The sequence below is a fragment of the Asticcacaulis sp. AC460 genome, from assembly GCF_000495795.1.
Classification (GTDB): domain Bacteria; phylum Pseudomonadota; class Alphaproteobacteria; order Caulobacterales; family Caulobacteraceae; genus Asticcacaulis.
The window spans coordinates 40,054-56,661 of sequence record NZ_AWGD01000032.1; the positions used below are offsets into that span (position 1 = coordinate 40,054).

Annotated in this window: 17 protein-coding genes; 6 read left to right on the plus strand and 11 right to left on the minus strand. The window is 56.6% G+C overall.

Translation table 11 applies throughout. The annotated features are described in order from the left end of the window. Positions 1-131: 131 nt before the first annotated feature. Together ABAC460_RS49885 and ABAC460_RS41610 are read left to right on the plus strand one after the other, a co-directional pair. Positions 132-1,220, plus strand: a complete 1,089-nt coding sequence (locus ABAC460_RS49885; RefSeq protein ID WP_155914706.1) for a hypothetical protein — start codon at positions 132-134, stop codon at positions 1,218-1,220. 194 nt (positions 1,221-1,414) lie between these two features. After that, positions 1,415-2,788 carry an IS1182 family transposase gene (locus ABAC460_RS41610; RefSeq protein WP_023454733.1) on the plus strand — a complete coding sequence of 458 codons (1,374 nt, stop codon included), beginning with the start codon at positions 1,415-1,417 and terminating at the stop codon, positions 2,786-2,788. Between the two features lie 127 nt (positions 2,789-2,915). Here ABAC460_RS41610 and ABAC460_RS41615 read toward each other — a convergent pair whose 3' ends face one another. The 3 genes from ABAC460_RS41615 to ABAC460_RS51065 form a co-directional block, all read right to left on the minus strand. Next, complete coding sequence (locus ABAC460_RS41615) at positions 2,916-4,115, minus strand: tyrosine-type recombinase/integrase (RefSeq protein ID WP_023454734.1); 1,200 nt, start codon at positions 4,113-4,115, stop codon at positions 2,916-2,918. After that, positions 4,102-5,517 carry a tyrosine-type recombinase/integrase gene (locus ABAC460_RS0124980; protein WP_023454735.1) on the minus strand — a complete coding sequence of 472 codons (1,416 nt, stop codon included), beginning with the start codon at positions 5,515-5,517 and terminating at the stop codon, positions 4,102-4,104. Before ABAC460_RS0124980 ends, ABAC460_RS41615 begins: the two co-directional genes overlap by 14 nt. 482 nt (positions 5,518-5,999) lie before the next feature. Next, positions 6,000-6,131 (minus strand): hypothetical protein, encoded by a 132-nt coding sequence (locus tag ABAC460_RS51065; protein WP_255346544.1) that lies wholly within the window; start codon positions 6,129-6,131, stop codon positions 6,000-6,002. 305 nt (positions 6,132-6,436) lie between these two features. Here ABAC460_RS51065 and ABAC460_RS48515 point away from each other — a divergent pair, with 305 nt between their 5' ends. Beyond that, positions 6,437-7,186, plus strand: coding sequence for an SOS response-associated peptidase (locus ABAC460_RS48515; protein ID WP_023454739.1), 750 nt, complete (start codon positions 6,437-6,439; stop codon positions 7,184-7,186). Between the two features lie 16 nt (positions 7,187-7,202). Here ABAC460_RS48515 and ABAC460_RS41630 read toward each other — a convergent pair whose 3' ends face one another. Continuing rightward, entirely contained in the window at positions 7,203-7,793 is a 591-nt protein-coding gene (locus ABAC460_RS41630; protein WP_023454740.1) for a DUF6927 domain-containing protein, read from the minus strand. 98 nt (positions 7,794-7,891) lie between these two features. Further along, complete coding sequence (locus tag ABAC460_RS41635) at positions 7,892-8,299, minus strand: single-stranded DNA-binding protein (RefSeq protein ID WP_023454741.1); 408 nt, start codon at positions 8,297-8,299, stop codon at positions 7,892-7,894. Between the two features lie 476 nt (positions 8,300-8,775). Here ABAC460_RS41635 and ABAC460_RS41640 point away from each other — a divergent pair, with 476 nt between their 5' ends. After that, positions 8,776-9,462 carry a hypothetical protein gene (locus ABAC460_RS41640; protein WP_155914707.1) on the plus strand — a complete coding sequence of 229 codons (687 nt, stop codon included), beginning with the start codon at positions 8,776-8,778 and terminating at the stop codon, positions 9,460-9,462. 95 nt (positions 9,463-9,557) lie between these two features. Continuing rightward, positions 9,558-10,181 carry a type IV toxin-antitoxin system AbiEi family antitoxin domain-containing protein gene (locus ABAC460_RS41645; RefSeq protein ID WP_023454743.1) on the plus strand — a complete coding sequence of 208 codons (624 nt, stop codon included), beginning with the start codon at positions 9,558-9,560 and terminating at the stop codon, positions 10,179-10,181. Between the two features lie 563 nt (positions 10,182-10,744). Here the strand turns inward: ABAC460_RS41645 and ABAC460_RS41650 are convergent. Together ABAC460_RS41650 and ABAC460_RS41655 are read right to left on the minus strand one after the other, a co-directional pair. Then, complete coding sequence (locus tag ABAC460_RS41650) at positions 10,745-11,470, minus strand: phosphoribosyltransferase family protein (RefSeq protein WP_162150339.1); 726 nt, start codon at positions 11,468-11,470, stop codon at positions 10,745-10,747. Positions 11,471-11,689: 219 nt separating this feature from the next. Further along, positions 11,690-12,118 carry an antirestriction protein gene (locus ABAC460_RS41655; protein WP_031237195.1) on the minus strand — a complete coding sequence of 143 codons (429 nt, stop codon included), beginning with the start codon at positions 12,116-12,118 and terminating at the stop codon, positions 11,690-11,692. Between the two features lie 616 nt (positions 12,119-12,734). Between ABAC460_RS41655 and ABAC460_RS41660 the strand changes: the two genes are divergently transcribed. Further along, on the plus strand, positions 12,735-12,983 hold the full coding sequence (locus tag ABAC460_RS41660) for a hypothetical protein (RefSeq protein ID WP_023454746.1): 249 nt from the start codon (positions 12,735-12,737) through the stop codon (positions 12,981-12,983). 259 nt (positions 12,984-13,242) lie between these two features. Here the strand turns inward: ABAC460_RS41660 and ABAC460_RS41665 are convergent, their stop codons facing one another. From ABAC460_RS41665 to ABAC460_RS41680, 4 genes are all read right to left on the minus strand, one after another. Next, a complete protein-coding gene (locus ABAC460_RS41665) occupies positions 13,243-13,824 on the minus strand; it encodes a hypothetical protein (protein WP_023454748.1) in 582 nt (193 codons plus the stop codon). 52 nt (positions 13,825-13,876) lie between these two features. Then, on the minus strand, positions 13,877-14,728 hold the full coding sequence (locus ABAC460_RS41670) for a restriction endonuclease (protein ID WP_023454749.1): 852 nt from the start codon (positions 14,726-14,728) through the stop codon (positions 13,877-13,879). 91 nt (positions 14,729-14,819) lie between these two features. Next, positions 14,820-15,116 carry a hypothetical protein gene (locus tag ABAC460_RS41675; RefSeq protein WP_023454750.1) on the minus strand — a complete coding sequence of 99 codons (297 nt, stop codon included), beginning with the start codon at positions 15,114-15,116 and terminating at the stop codon, positions 14,820-14,822. 103 nt (positions 15,117-15,219) lie between these two features. Beyond that, positions 15,220-16,137 carry a DUF2493 domain-containing protein gene (locus tag ABAC460_RS41680; RefSeq protein WP_235075836.1) on the minus strand — a complete coding sequence of 306 codons (918 nt, stop codon included), beginning with the start codon at positions 16,135-16,137 and terminating at the stop codon, positions 15,220-15,222. Positions 16,138-16,608: the final 471 nt, after the last annotated feature.

The following is a 16,608-nucleotide window of genomic DNA, read 5'->3' on the forward strand; positions in this document are numbered from 1 at the left end:
GCCGATTGACACTCAACTCTCCAATTTAGCGAATCAACGACTAGGGCAACGCCGCAATCCGCATGAGAACCATTCCATTGTACTGCTAACCACGCTAGGCAAAGTAGCGAACTATATGGGGAGGGACGGCTTTGGACGCACGTCAAGTAAGGGAACGTGAAAAAGATTTTATCAATCTTCCAGTCGTCACAGCGATCGGAACTGAGATAATCGACAACGCGAAAACGAGACTTTCCGATAAAATTTACGCCAGAAATGCTCGAACGCTTACCGTGCTGTGGTCCGAAAAACTCAACTTCAACGCGGTCGCTTCCATCCGGTCAGACGGAACCCATGAGATCACGTTCAATTATGGTGTTTCGGTAGAAACTTACAGGGACGCTTTTCTCCTCCCGCAATTCTGCGTTCGTGAATTCTCCAAACCTCAATACGATGAACTGTTCGAAGCGCTATCATTCGATGGCCGTCGACAAGCTCTTCCAGTGGGACTGAGCGTAGAAGACGCAAAGATAGATATTCAGGTTTTTGGCCTGACATGGCTGTACGCCCATGAGCAAGCACATCTGTTTCAACATCATGGAGAATGCGAGGCCCAATTACTTGGGCTTAAGGATGGTCCTGATGGAAGCAGCCTTTCAGAGCTCCCGGTTAACGGAGCAACACCATTATCAGGGGCCCATGCTTCAATACGCCATGCTCTAGAGCTGGCCGCTGACCATGAAGCTACACTATTCTTGATATCAAGCCTGTCGGCAGGAAGCGGACTAACGCCATCAAAGCTTTGGTGCTTCGTTGTAAGTCTCATGTGCACATTTCTCAGGTTGCACAACGAAACCGACGCGGGTGCTGTCTCCGCACCTTTCGGATCTCATCCGAAGCCTGCCTACCGTATGCGAATTGCAATACGACAGATCCTTGGTCTTTTCGACCTTCCAGACGTGGAAGGCCGGTTCCAGGGAATTCGAGATCCGGCACACGCGGCGCAGATCATGGAGCATGCCAGCCTGACAGCAACCGTCTATTGGCACATTCGATACCTCAAACGAGAAAAATTTCCTGAATTCCTCAAGAACGCACTTTTGCCTACCAGTGTGCCAGAGGAATACGCAAAAGCGGTGTTCTGGACTTGGGCTTCACTCCGTCCATTGGTCTTGACTAAGGCTGACGGCTGGGGACAAGGCTCTGTCATGTATTTACGTGACTTCGAAAGCCTCATGTAGATCCGCACATGTAATGTCGACAAATGTTTGGAATCGGTCACGTAGCCGTCCAGAAGTTAGCATATATGTGTCCGCTTTTCTGCAAGCGATTCCGACGCAATATTTCCGCATCGGGCCGATACTGTTGAAAAAGTTCTCATTGCGGTCTTGCTGAAGTCCTGATTCATTTCCTTGGTCAGCAAGGAGATGTGGCCATGATGGGCGAGCGGACGATTATGCAGGGGGCGTTGTTCTACGGGTTCGACCTCGAACGCCATGTCCCTGCCGACCATCTGATCCGGTCGATTGACAGGTTCGTGGACCTGTCCGGCATCCGTGAACACCTGCGGCCTTTCTATAGCGAGATGGGCCGGCCATCGATCGATCCTGAGCTGATGATCCGCATGTTGTTGGTGGGCTACTGCTTCGGCATCCGGTCGGAACGCAGGCTGTGCGAAGAGGTTCATCTCAACCTGGCATACCGCTGGTTCTGCCGTCTGGATCTGGAAGATGCCGTGCCTGATCACTCGACCTTCTCGAAGAACCGGCATGGCCGCTTCCGTGACAGCGATCTGCTGCGCCAACTGTTCGAGGTTTCGGTTCAGCGCTGCATCGATGAAGGCCTGGTGGGTGGCGACGGCTTCGCTGCCGATGCCAGCCTGATTAAGGCGGATGCCAACAAACAGCGCTCGGCGGCGGCCTCCGATGAGGTCGACTGGCAGGCGCTGGCCACAACGCGCAGGTCCGTGCAGGAATATCTCGAGGTCCTGGATGACGCAGCGTGGGGCAAGGCCAGCGAGGTGCAGCCGAAGTTCGTGTCGAAGTCCGATCCTGCCGCGCAGTGGACAGGCGCCGCAAAGGGACATGCCTTCTTTGCCTACGCCACAAACTACCTGATCGACCTGAAGCACGCTGTCATTGTCGATGTCGAAGCCTCGCGCGCTATCCGCCAGGCAGAAGTCGGCGCCGTACGAACGATGATCGATCGGGTCGATGAACGCTTTGGCCTGTACCCTGAGAAGCTGGCTGCGGATGCTGCCTATGGCGCCGCCGAGATGTTGAGCTGGCTTGTCCATGACAAAGGCATAGAGCCGCACATCCCGGTCATCGACCACTCGCGACGCGATGATGGCACCTTTAGTCGCGCTGACTTTATCTACGATCATGACAACGATCTCTACCGCTGTCCGGAAGGCAAGGTGCTTTTACCAAGCCAAAGACAGGGTGGCCCAGCGATCGATGAAAATGGATTTATGCGTTACTTTGCCCGCACCAAGGACTGCAAGGTCTGCGATATGAAGCCGCGGTGCTGTCCAAAGACCCAGGCGCGGAAGATCCCGCGCTCGATCCATGAGGGCGCAAGAGACATGGCCAGGGACATCGCTAAGACCGATGCCTATGTGACCTCCCGGAACGAACGGAAGAAGGTCGAGATGCTGTTTGCCCACCTCAAACGCATCCTCAGGCTCGACCGGCTGCGATTGCGTGGTCCGAACGGTGCCAGGGATGAGTTCCTACTGGCAGCCACAGCCCAAAACCTGAGGAAACTGGCAAAGGTGGTGCCGATGCTAAGACCGCAGCTGGCCTGAGAAGCGGCGGTGCCAACTGCGGCATCGCTGCAGCAGACCTCAGATCGACTACAACAGCGACTTTTTCAACGATATCGGCCAACTCCGGAAGAGATACCTGGGGCCGGTGCGCAACCTCGACGCAATCTTAACTTCGCGCCCCGGCCATCGCACTTTCGATCAAATCACTGATTTTCTGTCCGACTCCTTTTAAATGCTCGTCATCGAAATGCGTATATCGCGCCGTGCTATCGATGCTGGCATGGCCAAGCAATCTTTGGATCGTTGGCAGAGGCAGGGACTTCCTCGCCGCGAGGCTGGCGTAGCTGTGTCGGATATCATGTATGCGGACCTTGCCAAGCTTTGCGTCGTCTCGGATGCGCTTCCAGTAGTCGTCTGTTGAAATACCGCCGCCATATTGTCCTTTAAAAACCCTGTCGGTTGGCTTGCCACGCTTCAGACCGCTCAAAATACCCTGCGCCTGGGAACAAAGATGGACGACGCGAGCGCCGGTCTTGGTGTCATCAAGATAAATGCGCGCGCCCTTTACCTCACCCCAGGTCAGGCCGATGATCTCCTCCTTACGGCAACCTGTCAGCAGAAGAAGCAAGAGTGCGGCGTTGTGCATCGGCCGGCTTATACTGCTTTCGCGTATTGCCCCACCGAGACGCGCGAACTCCTGCTCGTTTAGAAATCGCTCCACTTTACGTCTGGGGTTTGCTTTGACACCACGACATGGATTGCTGGCCTCGGGCCGATAGCCCCAATCCTCAGCTTTTCTTAGCGCAGCCTTTAGGCGCTGAAACGCTCGATTCACAGCCCCCGGTGAGCCCTTCCTCGTCTTCTCGACCATCCATTTGGCGACGTCGTTATAGGTGATCTCATCGACGCCCTTGTCGAGGAACGCATCCGCAAGATAAAGCCTCCGGTACTTATCCTCCGTATGTTGGCTCGCGGGCTTCCATTGAGGGTACATGACGGCCCAATAGTCGTTGAGATAGTCCTGGAACATCGGCGTTCGGCGGATGCGTTTGCGTTCGTCAGCGGGGTTGGCCGAGCCCTCGGAATAATAGATACAGCGCCGGGCGATATTGAGCGCCGTGCGACGGTCGAGGACATTGGCATTGCCTATTGTGATAGTCCGGCGTCCCGTGGGCGTAGGACATTCGGCAATATATATCTTCCGGCCGGATGCATATTCGCGAAGGCCAAAACCTGGCTGGGCGGGAAACCATGTCGTCCACCGTTGCGCATCCTCTTTGCACTTTCGCTTGGCCGGCGCTCGCGGAGCAGGAGTTTCGAGAAATAAATGATCGAGGACGCTCAGGTCGATATCATACAGTTTCATTTGACCACCCCATAAGCTGGAAAACGGACGCACCCACAACCTCGGCCGCTTCGATAATGCACTGGTCGGTCAGGTGGGCGTATCGCTCCGTTGTTTCCGTCAACGCATGGCCAAGCAGGCGACCTATGGGTTCAAGACTGATGCCGTTCTGTATGGCTATCGACGCGTAGCTGTGGCGCAAGTCGTGAAGGCGAACATCCGGCAGGCCTGCTGTGGATCGAAAGTCCGCCCACCACTTGCTCAGGTTCGCTGGCTGTCCCTTCCTTCCCGAAAAGACAAGCGCGTCATCTCCGCCACGCGGTAGGCCGTCCAAAATGGCTCTGGCCTGGCGGCTAAGCAGGATCGACTTCGGGCCGGTCTTGCTATCGGCCAGTTCAAGCCGTTCACGGGAGACTTCGCCCCACCGCAGGTTCGATATCTCGCCGCATCGCGCCCCCGTGTGCATAAGCAGGCGCATGGCGGCGACCATGATGACGTTGTCGTTCTCGCTCAAACGAAGGTGGAGGCGCCGATATTCTGCGGGTTCAAGAAAACGCTGTATCTCCTCCCGCTTGAAACGCGGTGTCCCGCGGGCAGGATTTGAACCCCTCTTCCGAAGGCCCAACTGCTCGGCATATTGCATGACACCGCTTAGGACAGCGATTTCCCGGTTGAATGCCCCGGAGCGCTCCGCCCGCGTGTCACGCCATCGCAAGACATCCTGCTTGCGTATGGCATCAACTGCCATCGACCCAAAATACGGAAGCAGGACAACCTTGAGCGCCCGCTTGTTGGCGTACTCCGTCGAGGGCTTCCAAGCGAATGGGCGGTCAGCGAGAAAGTGCTCCACGAGGTCTGCAAAGGTGGAGACCTTCACTGCCGCGTTCACCGGCATGGGCTTTTTTGGCAACCCAAGTAGTGCCACATCTCGAAGCCGCTTTCGAGCGGCTTCCCTCGCGTCTTCGGCACAAATGTCAGTGACTTTGCCGATAGTCCAGACGCGGGCGCGACCGCGTTCCACGTATCTCAGAAACCAGCGCTTGCTACCGGCAGATCTGAATCGCAACCCAAAGCCGGGAAGCTCGGTATCCCAAATATGAAGGTCCTCGCCCTCGCATTTCCTCCTCGCGACCGTCCCGGTGAGCAGAATTTTCTGAGATTTTTTTCTGGCAGGGACTTTATTTTTGGCGACAGAATGGCCGCGGGAAAGCGGCTCACTCCGGCTTGTGTTTTCTGTGTATCCTACTAATTTTAAATGCTTTTTAGGCTTTATTTCCGCCGAGAGGGCGTAAGGTGTGCATCTAAAAAGCACTTCTTGATCCATCCTCTTATTGTCGATTGTTTGCGCTTTGGGTTCGGTCTTGAGCGGATTGCCTGGGAATTCACTGATGACTGCCAACCTATGAAACAGCTCATTTCTCAACGGTGCCCCCACTCCCCTTTCGCAAAGGGGCCCACGGTCGGGGCGTCTATCCTGGGGTCGCCGCCCTATAGACGTCTGGAGAACCAAGTCTGTTGCCCTTCGGGCCGCGCCCCTAGGCGTTAAGGTGTGCCGGCCTCACTTAATAACGCATTCGGCAAGATGCTCGACAAGTTGCGCGTTGCAAAAATTCGTTGCAATATATTGGTATGACAAAGTCCCCAGCCGTTCGAATAGACGCCGACTCGTTTAGAGCTGGATATGATGCCGGTTACGATCGCAAGCCGATGATCCAACCGCAAGGCGTTGATGACTTGTCGTGGATTTCCGGCTTCGTCGAAGGAAAAGGCGACCGCCAGATGGGCAAGCCTCACTGCAGAGAGCAAATGGCCGCGAAATAGACAACCGGTTCTTACCAATGGACCAGCTCAGCATCCGCCGAAGCCAAAAAAAGACCCACCAGCCGTTTGGCTGATGGGCTTACCCTACTCGGCATTCGCTGCAGCTTTTGCACTTTCGAGCCATTTCGCTTCCAGCGCTGACACAAGTTCGTCGATACCTTCAAAGCGTTCATCTTGATCGTAGGGTACGGTCGGAGTGGACATTTCGTTGAACATGGCAGTGATCCTTATCTGAAGCATTGTTGATAAGGCTGGCGTCCAGATCGGGGTCCCCTCCTGTCACCGAGGCAAGACCTTCAGGTCGAAGACGAGGGAAACGGCAAAGCCGTTGACAGGTGGGGTGATCTGGTAAGATGGCCGCTCAATAATGCTGAGAGACCCGTGGCGAGCGACCAGCTCGACACTCCATATGATCTTGATGACACCGCCATCCGACTGTATGGCGATGGCCCCCAAGCGCCTCGATCGTTTGACAATGCCGATCTCGCGCATAAGATTGCCAGCTAGCGACGAGGTGCCTCATGTGCGGACGTTTCAAACCAAAGGTCGACAACTGGGCTGAGCTTTATGAGCTTCTCAGCATGTTCGGCCGTGAACCGCCCCAGCGCGAACTCTATGAAAAGTCCGAGATCCGGCCGACGAACAATTACCCAGTGATCCACGAACGCCTGGTCGACGGAAAACCCGACGGCTACGAAGTCGAGATCATGCGGTGGAGCCTGATCCCCAACTGGTTCAACAAGGACCTGGCGGATTTCAAGCTCACCTCGTTCAACGCTAAGATCGAAGAAGCTGCGGACAAACCCACTTTCCGCAGCGCCATGAAGCACCGTCATTGCGTGGTGCCTGTCGACTATTTCTGGGAATGGTTCGGCCCTCATCCACACGACGCAAAAAAGAAACAGCGCCAGGACATCCTCCGTGCCGACAACCACGAAATGGTTTTTGCCGGGATCTGGGACACTGCAACCCTGGCCGATGGTGTCACCATCAAGAGCTTCACACTTATGACCCGAGCCGCCGGCGACGACCTCACCGGTTATCACACCCGCGAGCCTGTCACCCTGGTTGGCGATGAGATCAAGCTGTGGCTCGACCGCAAACCCGTCGCCAGCATCGACCCCGTCCCAAACGAAGATGGCGAAAAAGTTTGGCCCTCCGCACCCAAAGGCACCTTCCGTTTCAAGCCATCCGACTTTGTCGAAGAGCCGGCCGCTCCCAGAAAGCCGAAGGTAAAGGCGCCGGCGACGGAACAGGACAGTCTGCTCTGACACCGGCAGATCGCCCCTACCCCGGTGCCTCCAGGCGATAATCGACAGTTGCCAATTTTGGCATCCGATAGAACCTCCCGTTCTCCAGAGACTGGTAGACGAAACCGCGGCGCCTTGGCAGGATTGTCACTCGGAAACGACTGAGCTTTTGACCATCGGTGAAGCCCATCGGGTCCGCGAGGATCAGATTCTGGCCAAGTTTCGGCTTTGGCTTTTTCGCCTGGATCGCCCGAATTGCAAGATTGGCTCGGCATTCCTCCCGCCATTTGATGGCGTAGGGATATTCAGTAGGTGTCAGCAGATCGAGTATGCCGGCCGGACAATCCCGCTCACAAGGTCCGACGGTTTCATCCATGTCCTTGTAGCCGAAGGTATAACCGTCACGGGCACGAGGCGTCCACTTCACCAGACAGACGATGGCGAAAACCACGCGCGTATTGTCGGCGTTTAAGATCCGTTCGGCGGCGGCATAATAGACGCGCCGGTTGACCAGAGTGGACCTGAGAACGCGGAGTTGGGATTGATCATTCCTGTATGTGAATTGGGCATCGAGGTATTCTTTGGGGCCTTTGTGGCCGTCCAGTCGTTGCATGAAAAGCCAGCCCATGGCCGTGCTCCTTTAGAGAAATTGAAACCGTTGAACGTCGAAGCCGGTGTCAGAGAGGTACGAGCCCGCACCTCCCTGGCCGATCCGGTGAACCGTCCTCAAAACGGAATTTCGTCGTCGAGGTCTTGGTTGTGTTGCTGGCCGGCTTCGTTGGCGCCGTCCTTGGCATCAGCCTTTTTCGAGATGTTGAACTGGATGGCGTGGGCGAAAATCTCGATGGCCATGCCCTTCTCACCGTTCTGACGTTCAAAAGTTTTGTGCGACTGGGCGCCGGAGATGATGATCTGGTCGCCCTTCTTGATGTGGTTCTCGATCATGTTGATCAGGTGCGGCAGGTTGGTCTTGACAGTGTACCAGTCGGTTTCTTCGACGGTTTCGCCTCGGGCCTTGAACTTGCGGCTGACGGCGACAGAAAGGGTTGCCAGTTGACGGTCATCGCCGAAGGTCTTGGTGGGATCGATGCGGCCGACGTTTGCGATCAGGGTGGTGAAGGAAGCGGTGGACATGAGAAGTCTCCTTGAGATGAAAACCTTCGGGGCTAATCCCCTTGGGCTGCGGATCGACCGCAATCATGCGTATGTCCGCTCCCGCGCCTCAGGCTGGGCCACACCCGCAGGGCCGCAACGCAGTGGAGGAGGGCTTGCCCTTGTGGCACTGCCAAGCGGGACTACATTTCGCATTTGATTGAGGTCATCGACCCCGCTGCCCAAGGCATTCGGCCACGGCCCTTCGTCTCGCGGAGACGCCTTGGCACCCTCTGTCCTCATCGCACACCTTCGCACGGCTGACTTCGAGACTGGCCTATGCCGATGGACACCTGTTGTAAGCTCGCGCATGCCCCCGTCCCCGGCCCGCCCTCGCCACCGTTCTGAACACGGACGAACAAGCTTGATTGTGACGCTGATAGAAAAGCCGTGAACCAAGCGCGACGACTAGAACGCCTTCATTGAAGAGTTGGTGGCTTTGGCATACGCTGCCAGCCATGACTCAGGTATCATTTCAAGAAATTAAGGCACTGGTGGCGGGCTTCGGTAGCTACGCGCCGCAAGAAGTTTCAATCAGAGCTCTTGGCGTGCTGACCAAGCGGCCATTCCAGGTGCTGCTTCTACGTGGAAGCCTGTTTCATCGCACCGACGAACTGCTGAACTCAGCCGTCATGCTGCTGGAAGCCGACAATGTCGTGGCTGCTTTTCTGGTGGTCCGGGCCGTGATGGAAAACATGGCCATGCAACACCGCTTGATCAAAATGCTGGCAACCCGCAACACCACAGATCCGGCAGAAATGACCGAGGTCCTGAACCGGATGATTGTTGGCGTGAAAATGCAGCACAGTATCGACGGCGAAATGGACTATCCGCAGCCGATCAATGTAATGACCTTCATCGAACACTTCTCAAAGGAAAATGCCACCTTCAAGATGAGCTTTGAAAGCCTGTGCGAACTGGCACATCCGAACCATCAAGGCGTGGCGTCCCACTACTCAGAGCTTGACCCAAACCCAGGTTACGTGACGTTCGGCCCCAAGCCTGAGACCAACCGGCAACGCAAAGAAATCGCCTTGGAGATCATGAACGTCTGCATTGAAATCTACTTGGTGGACTACCTCAATATCGCCAGAGACGTCGAAGAATGGGTAAGCGAGCTTAAGGCCCAACCACAGACCGCATGATGGCCCGATAGTCGCGCTCATATATCGTTTGGGACGGTTTTACTCGATGTTACATATCCTCGGATAGAACATCATTTGGTGTTAGCTTATGTAACATGATATCCGCACCCGACAGCACCCAACACGAGCGACTTCGAAGCGCACTGGCCAGCCAACCCCTCGTGCGTGCTTTCGAACTGCGTAAGCTCGGTATCGACGCTACGACCATCTCCAGGGCGGTAGAGCGTGGCGATCTGGTGCGTGTCGCTCGAGGCCTCTATCAGAAAAGCGACGGCGAGGTCGAGGGTGAACAGTCCCTGGCCGAAGCGTCACGGCTCGTCCCCAAGGGCATCATCGCCATGCTGTCCGCCCTCGCCTATCACGGCGTCACCGACCAAATGCCGCGTAAGGTCTGGCTGGCGATCGGATCAAAAGATTGGGCGCCGAAGCTCAGCTATCCTCCGATCCACTTCGTCCGGCTCGGCGCCAATTATCTCAATCAGGGGATCGAACAGCATATGATTTCGGGGGTCAGCGTTCCAATCTATGGGATTGCAAAAACCCTCGCCGACATTTTCAGGCATCCCAAACTGATAGACCGATCCGCAGCCGTAGAAAGCCTGCGGCAGACCCTCGCTAGCCGAAAGGCCACACCGGCTCAGATTGCCGAAGCTGCTATGGCCGGCCGGGTGTGGAAAACGGTACATCCCTATCTGGAGGCAATGACCTGCCATGGCTAAGTCCGTCAGTAACCTGCTCCAACCCGTCCGGATCAAGCGCATGGCCGCCGACGTAAGAACAACTCCGGCCGGCAACGCTCATATGCTTGGTGATGAAAATGGGGTGGCCTTCTGAGGTTCCAAACCGTACTCGCCATCGGGGGAACACACACCGGAAACTTGGTAAAAAGCTGATTCCGTTCAACAGCTTGATACCCTCGGCGCAGCGGCCGTGAAGTATGTGTCATCGATTCAATGGCTTGGCAAAAGGGCCTTAGAAAGTATTAACGAAAGGTTAATGCCGGGGGATCGCACACCTGAATGACATGGAGGAGAAACTAAAACGGGCAGAGATCCGAAGACCTCTGCCCGTTAGAATTTTGACTAACCGATCCCTAGTCTAGTAGATTTCTCCGCTTATCGGACGACCCTACCAAGTGCTCGCTCGGACCTACACAGCTTGCGCCATGCCTTATGTTTTCTGACCGTGAGGCGTAAGCACGGTCAGGGCCTTGCGGCCCAACTGGGATGGAATATGTGCTAATTCAGCCCAAAAGTCAAGATAAATAAGCCTTTCGTGATGGCTACGACAATCCACTGAGGAAACAGATCGCAGCCGGCACGCTACAGCCCGTCGAGGCCAGGGCATTACATGTGGATGTAAGCGATGACCCGCTCGACATCAAGTCATCGACGATAATGATACGGGCCCCTTTGATATTGGGAACATCTTCCGTCAATGCCAACGGATCGAAATGTGGCCTGATCTTCGTATCAATATCCTTCATCGAGACCATTTGGCGGGCATGGGCATCTCTCCAACCGGCGATGAGTGCCTTGTATCTGGTGCTGGCAGACTTGTTGAGCTGCTTAGGCACGTTATCGCCGTATTGGGCCAACATTTCGCCGACCGTGCGCTTACGGATGAAAGCTGAGTCCAGATAGGGGATGCCGGTTACGTCAGCCACAATCTGCGCGAATTCCGCGCAAAAAGGCTTGCTGGAGGGCACCGGCATTATGAAGTCTGCCGCGATCTGATCGTTGATTCGCTCAAGCACCGCGGCGGCACGCTCGATGAACCGCTGGCGATCGACTGGCGCGATCCGATATCCGTACATTTCCTTTAGGGCGTAGATCAGGGGGTTGCCATCCCGGTCCTGGTCTCCGGTCTTGTTGCGGCGGAGGAGATGATAGACCTTTAGCTGGCCAACCTTGCCCACACGCGGATTGCTCTCGAACGAGGTGTCGACACGCTTTTGATGGCTGTCGTCGAACTCAACAACTTTGTCTTCAGTAATGTTGAGTCCCAACGCGGCGTTCCCAAGAGGTCTGTTCATGCCCGAAAAAAGAAAAAGGCCCCGCAGGGCCTATCCTTGAAACCAAAGCTTCGCACGAGATACCCTTTTGCCTCACTGAGGACCGGAATTAACCGGCGGCTCACCGTATGGCCCAAAGGCGTCACTCGTTCATAGGTGATGGATTCGTATATCGCATCGACCTCCGAGAGACAACCTCAGGACCGCGTCCGGTCAGTCGATCGCCGCGAAAATCATCCTTGAGTCCTCGTGCTCGGCCGCGAAATCCAGCAGGCGATGATAATGTTCAGCCAGTTGATCGGCGCCTCTGAAAGCCATCGACATATGGGACAGGGCGAAGAGGGTGGCTATAATGCCGGCTGCATCGTTCGACATCTCGCCTTCGAAGCCGTTCCCGTCCCACGCCAGCTTCATCCGAGCAGGTCCGTCCGGGGCCATGTAAAGTGCGCCATCGTCGGTTTCAAAGAACTGCCAGAAGCCGCCATTATAGTCGGAACAGAGCTGTTCCATGAAGGTGTAGACGGAATTCTCGCCGATAATCGTCAGCGACGTCCCGAAGAGCTTGGGAAGAAATTCCATCCGCCGGGCTTCTGGGAGGGGTGTCAATGTCGCATTGGGCGAGGTCTGGCTGTTCGGGGTCATGGCAGGGCTCCATTTGAAGGTTTGAGACACCTTCCCCCTCCCTGCCCATTTCTTTAAATCGCCGGCACCACCCAGCGAAGCCCCTCGCCCGCCGCGCAATGACCCGGATACGCTCCCTCGCGGTGCAAACACCTTGCATCAGCAGCACCACATATCAAAAAAATGTAAGAGGAGTAATGGTCACCCTTGGGGGGCAAGGGTGACCATCTGAACTCTGCCGGTTTCGGGGGGGTGAATCCGGCGAGAACGAAACGGTAGCTCACCTTCGTGGCTACATCAAAGCCATATGCCGTCAATTCGGTCACAATACCGTTAGAAGACATGGGTTTTGGGGAGGAACACCTCACTGTCCCTCCCCTCACCGAACACTTGCGCATACCCGGAGAAGAGTGGCCCGTGTCAAGTTCTTGCCTCAGAAGCCAGATGAGCCTGATTTTCGGAATAAGTCACGTCCTCGCCGTCAGGACCGCGTTAGGGATCGAGCCCGAAGGGTGGAGACCCGACCTTCCGGGGCTCCATCGCAGACGACGAGCCCGGCGGCCGACGCAGTCGGACGCAACGCCCACCCTGCCTTCGCCAGGTTGGAAACCCGCTTTCGGTATGATATAAATTCCAAATGGCAGACACCAACAACACCTTCGATATTGAGACCGGCACCACGCTCAATCAACTGATCAAGCGGCTTGGCGGTTTGCATGAATGTCAGAGACTGGGCTTCGTGTTCGAAGACGAAAAGGGCGTTATGTCTCCTTCAGCGGCCGGCTTTGCCTATCTGATGTTCGTCGTCGCCCGTGACATTACCGATCCCGCCGAAGCGTTCGCTGCGGGATACCAAGCCGCCTTCGATGAAATGAACCCCGTCTAAGAGATGTCTGCCCGCAACATCTGAACAGAAAATTGGCTCCCGAGGTTTCCCGAGAGCCAATACCTAAATAGGGCAGAGCAGGTTTACGCTAACGCCTGCCTCTCCTTCGCCAGCCGGATCGCCAGAACCGCCGCCTTTTATTCGGCAAATCCCCTTTCGTCGGCCAGGTCAGAGACCTCAGCCACCTGTTTGCAAGCAGCGCGGATATCCGCCGCCGTCACCTCATCGACCGCGACACCAAGCTCCGGATCGGTTTCAATTATGCCCGGCAACTGACAACGCACAGCGTCCTCGGATAACCGAAGCAACGACTGGACGGCGAAGGTCGCGAACACTTCCCCGGCTGTGCATCGTCCTCCGTCCGGAAATCGTTGAGGATATCGTCCGTGCTTTTAAAGCGAACTTCGCCGGCGGTAATCGCCATTGCCGCGCCGCCGAACCCATCCCGCCGCATCTTCGTGCAGGTATAGGAGGTCACGACCTCGATACGGGCCAGAACCGGTGACCGCTTGACGATGTCCTGCAGCACCAACTCATAGGACTTCATACTGAGATCGAGCTGAACCTCGTCGCCGTCGGCAAGCCCCTGCCATTCGTCCAGCTTCACCGCCACCAGATCCAGCGCTAAACTTCCAATGCCCTGGCTGGCCGAAAAAGCTGCCCGCAACTCACCCAGAGGCATTTCCAAGGTGTCGTTGGGCGAACCGCATGACGAAAGGAAGACGGTCTCACCTTCGTCGTCTTCATCGAAAATTCGTGCCAGCAGGTAGCGCTCCAGGGGCGTCATGTCCGCCTTCGGAATTGAGGTTTGGACGACGGTGGGCGAGGCATAGTCTGTCATGGGCTTTCTCCTGAAGCGAAATCTACGCCCTCCACTCCCTGCCCTTTTCCTTTCAATCGACCGGCCGCAGTCCCGCACAATCCGGATAGGTCGTGCAACCGAAGAACCGCTCGCCTTGATGGCCACCCTGTTTCGCAATCCTCAATGTCATCGGCGATGCGCAGAGGGGACATTCCACCCCTTCCCCAACCCGGGCCGGCAGTCGATCGAGTGTCAGATTGCCACCAGGCAACGCATCGCGCCCCTGTTTCAGCAGGTCCCGAAGCCTCTGACCGTTGTAAAGCCAGATGCTCTTGTCCTTGGCAAAGTCGCCGGCCGCCTTGGTGAACACGCCCGACGTTACGACATAGGCGCCTACGGCACCCTCGGCGTGCATCACACCGTACAGCGCCCGCACGGTCTCGACGTCGACGGCCTTGGCGCGCCAATGCTTGGCCTGGACGAGGAACTTCTGCTCGCCGCGGTGCAGGACCACGTCTATTCCGCCGTCGGCTCCTTCTGGCGTCAACTGGGCGTCGAAGCCATGCTTGGTGAAGGCGTGAGCGACGATTCGCTCGAAGTCGGCCCAAGATATTGACGCCAGGACCTCGCTCGACCCGGCCGCATCGGCCAGCTTACGGACCCGTCGTTTCTCGAACCAGCGAACCAGCCATAACAGCCCGGACATGCCGAGTACGAAAGGGATCAGGTATTGAAACACGAGCGCCAGAGCCCGCAAAACAGTGGCGGTTGCCGCGTCCGCAGCCGCCGTTTCCGCCGACCCCGCCCCCACAGCCACCGTCTTCATGGCGAAGTAATGCAGGACAAGATAGGCGATGATGCCAACCGGCAGAGTGATAAAGGGTGGAACGACGCTAAGCGCGCGCACCCAATCCGCGAGATCGGGCGATTTACGTCTGGCCATTTGAATACCTGTGAGAGAAGGTCGATGTGGCAAAGGTGAGAGACTCCACCAGACGACAAACTAACTACGCATCAGAAATTGTGAAGCGATATCATGCGCTTGGCAGCCGGATTTTCAATTCACCGCCGGCGCCGAACATCGAGCGATGCGATTTGAGGCGGGACTGCTGGCTGACCAGGGACAAAATGGCGACGCCAGTGCTAATCGCAGGCTGGGGTGCAAATTCCGGGGTCACCTCGATATGCCGGCCCGTCGATGTCCACGCCGTCCATTTCAAACCGTAGGACGTCATCCGCCGATATCGTTTGTAAACCGTGCCGTCCTCCCGGACCGCATGTTCGATATCGACGTTCGTGCCGCCTTTGTAGAGTGCGATTGCCTTGGCCATTTCCGATCTCCGATGAAACTCATCGACCGGCGCCCTCCCCCTTCCTTTTCCCCATTGAGCGATCCAAAAAAATACCCCAGGCCGAAACCTGGGGCTGACGCTGCTATTTCTTCGGCGTGACCTGCATGGTGCGGATGCCTTTTTCGCGGGCCTTTTGACCGATATTGGCGGCAGGCCCAAACGGGCGGTGCTCTTCCTCGGTGACAGGCTCCAGCGTACATTCCAGGGTCAGCACCAGGACCGGATCAAGTAACAACAGATCGTCATTGGCCTTGAAGGGCGCGGCACCCTTGAATTTGTCGAAATTGGCCTTGGACAGGATGGTCTTGATCTTCTTGTCACGCGCCCATTTGAGGGCCAGTTGTTCGGCGCCGAGATTGCCGGTTGTCGCCAGTTGCATGTTCGGGAATTGGGATAGCGCCCAGTTCAAGGCGTCATAGATGCGATTGGCGTCGTTCACGCGGTTGGCTTTCGGTGCACCTCGGAATACGACGACCTCGGTGCCAGGATCGGCCAGGCCTTGTTCACGTCGATCCTTCGCGCGCAGGGCTTCCTTCACTTCGATCTGAGCATAGGTCGTCGCGTGATTTTTCGCCGAACCGCGCCACGGGGTCCAGACTTCACCCGTTTGGGCGGTATAGTTTTCATTGGCGGCGTCGCGCATGACCTCCATGATCATCACTGCGGCCTCGCCTCGGTTGAAGCTGCGCGTGGCGTCCTGAAGTTCGACATCCTTGATCTCGCTGCCATCGAAGTCGCGGATCAGCCGGCGCATGTCATCGTGAGAGCGATCCGCTTCGCGCTGGATCCGCAGGATGGCGCTGTGCAATCCACCGATAAGACCTTCCATGATGATCGGCAGATGGTCTTCCAGGGCGGTGTTCAGAAAGACGTCGAGGACTTCATTGGTAACGGTCAGGCCGAGGTGTTCGATTTCAGCCTGATCGGGATAGGACATTTCATGAGAGGCAAGCGTACAGGCGGCGTCATAGCGGGAAAGGCCGAAGGAAGGAGAGGACATGTTCATGGCGTGTGACTTTCGAAGGTGTAAGAGAACCGATTTCTCGGAGAGGCCGCCGTTGGCCTTGCCTCTGCACCACGACCGCCACGGACTGATTTTCGGGCAATGGGCGCGCTTGCGCGCTCGTCTCGACCCTTGCCCGCAAAAAATCGGCGCTGTGGCAGTGGTTGCAGGATCAAAGGCGAGACCAACGGCTTTTCACCGGGCTCTTTTCGTTTCGTCACGCTTCCGATCGTCACCCGCCGAAACCGAACCGCCTCGGCCTTTCCCGCTGTGACGGAAGCCGGTTCCCTACAAAAATCCCGCGCCGGCAGGCCGCTTCACCTGGTCGTTCGTTCAATGAAGGCACGCCGAAACAACACGCCCGCCGTCAAGCAGTCATCAAAGGACTGACCGGAGGAATACTGGTATCCTGCCAACCCGCTGAAGGGGCTGTCGAACACATGCAGCCACCCGCCACGACACCGGCAA

Coding starts and splice junctions, on each gene's coding strand:
- ABAC460_RS41680 (WP_235075836.1), bottom strand. CDS start 16,137: ATGTCCTCTCCTTCCTTCGGCCTTTCCCGCTATGACGCCGCCTGTACG.
- ABAC460_RS41630 (WP_023454740.1), bottom strand. CDS start 7,793: ATGGGCTGGCTTTTCATGCAACGACTGGACGGCCACAAAGGCCCCAAA.
- ABAC460_RS41665 (WP_023454748.1), bottom strand. CDS start 13,824: ATGACAGACTATGCCTCGCCCACCGTCGTCCAAACCTCAATTCCGAAG.
- ABAC460_RS41635 (WP_023454741.1), bottom strand. CDS start 8,299: ATGTCCACCGCTTCCTTCACCACCCTGATCGCAAACGTCGGCCGCATC.
- ABAC460_RS41640 (WP_155914707.1), top strand. CDS start 8,776: ATGACTCAGGTATCATTTCAAGAAATTAAGGCACTGGTGGCGGGCTTC.
- ABAC460_RS41675 (WP_023454750.1), bottom strand. CDS start 15,116: ATGGCCAAGGCAATCGCACTCTACAAAGGCGGCACGAACGTCGATATC.
- ABAC460_RS41610 (WP_023454733.1), top strand. CDS start 1,415: ATGATGGGCGAGCGGACGATTATGCAGGGGGCGTTGTTCTACGGGTTC.
- ABAC460_RS51065 (WP_255346544.1), bottom strand. CDS start 6,131: ATGTTCAACGAAATGTCCACTCCGACCGTACCCTACGATCAAGATGAA.
- ABAC460_RS41655 (WP_031237195.1), bottom strand. CDS start 12,118: ATGACCCCGAACAGCCAGACCTCGCCCAATGCGACATTGACACCCCTC.
- ABAC460_RS41660 (WP_023454746.1), top strand. CDS start 12,735: ATGGCAGACACCAACAACACCTTCGATATTGAGACCGGCACCACGCTC.
- ABAC460_RS41645 (WP_023454743.1), top strand. CDS start 9,558: ATGATATCCGCACCCGACAGCACCCAACACGAGCGACTTCGAAGCGCA.
- ABAC460_RS41615 (WP_023454734.1), bottom strand. CDS start 4,115: ATGAAACTGTATGATATCGACCTGAGCGTCCTCGATCATTTATTTCTC.
- ABAC460_RS48515 (WP_023454739.1), top strand. CDS start 6,437: ATGTGCGGACGTTTCAAACCAAAGGTCGACAACTGGGCTGAGCTTTAT.
- ABAC460_RS41670 (WP_023454749.1), bottom strand. CDS start 14,728: ATGGCCAGACGTAAATCGCCCGATCTCGCGGATTGGGTGCGCGCGCTT.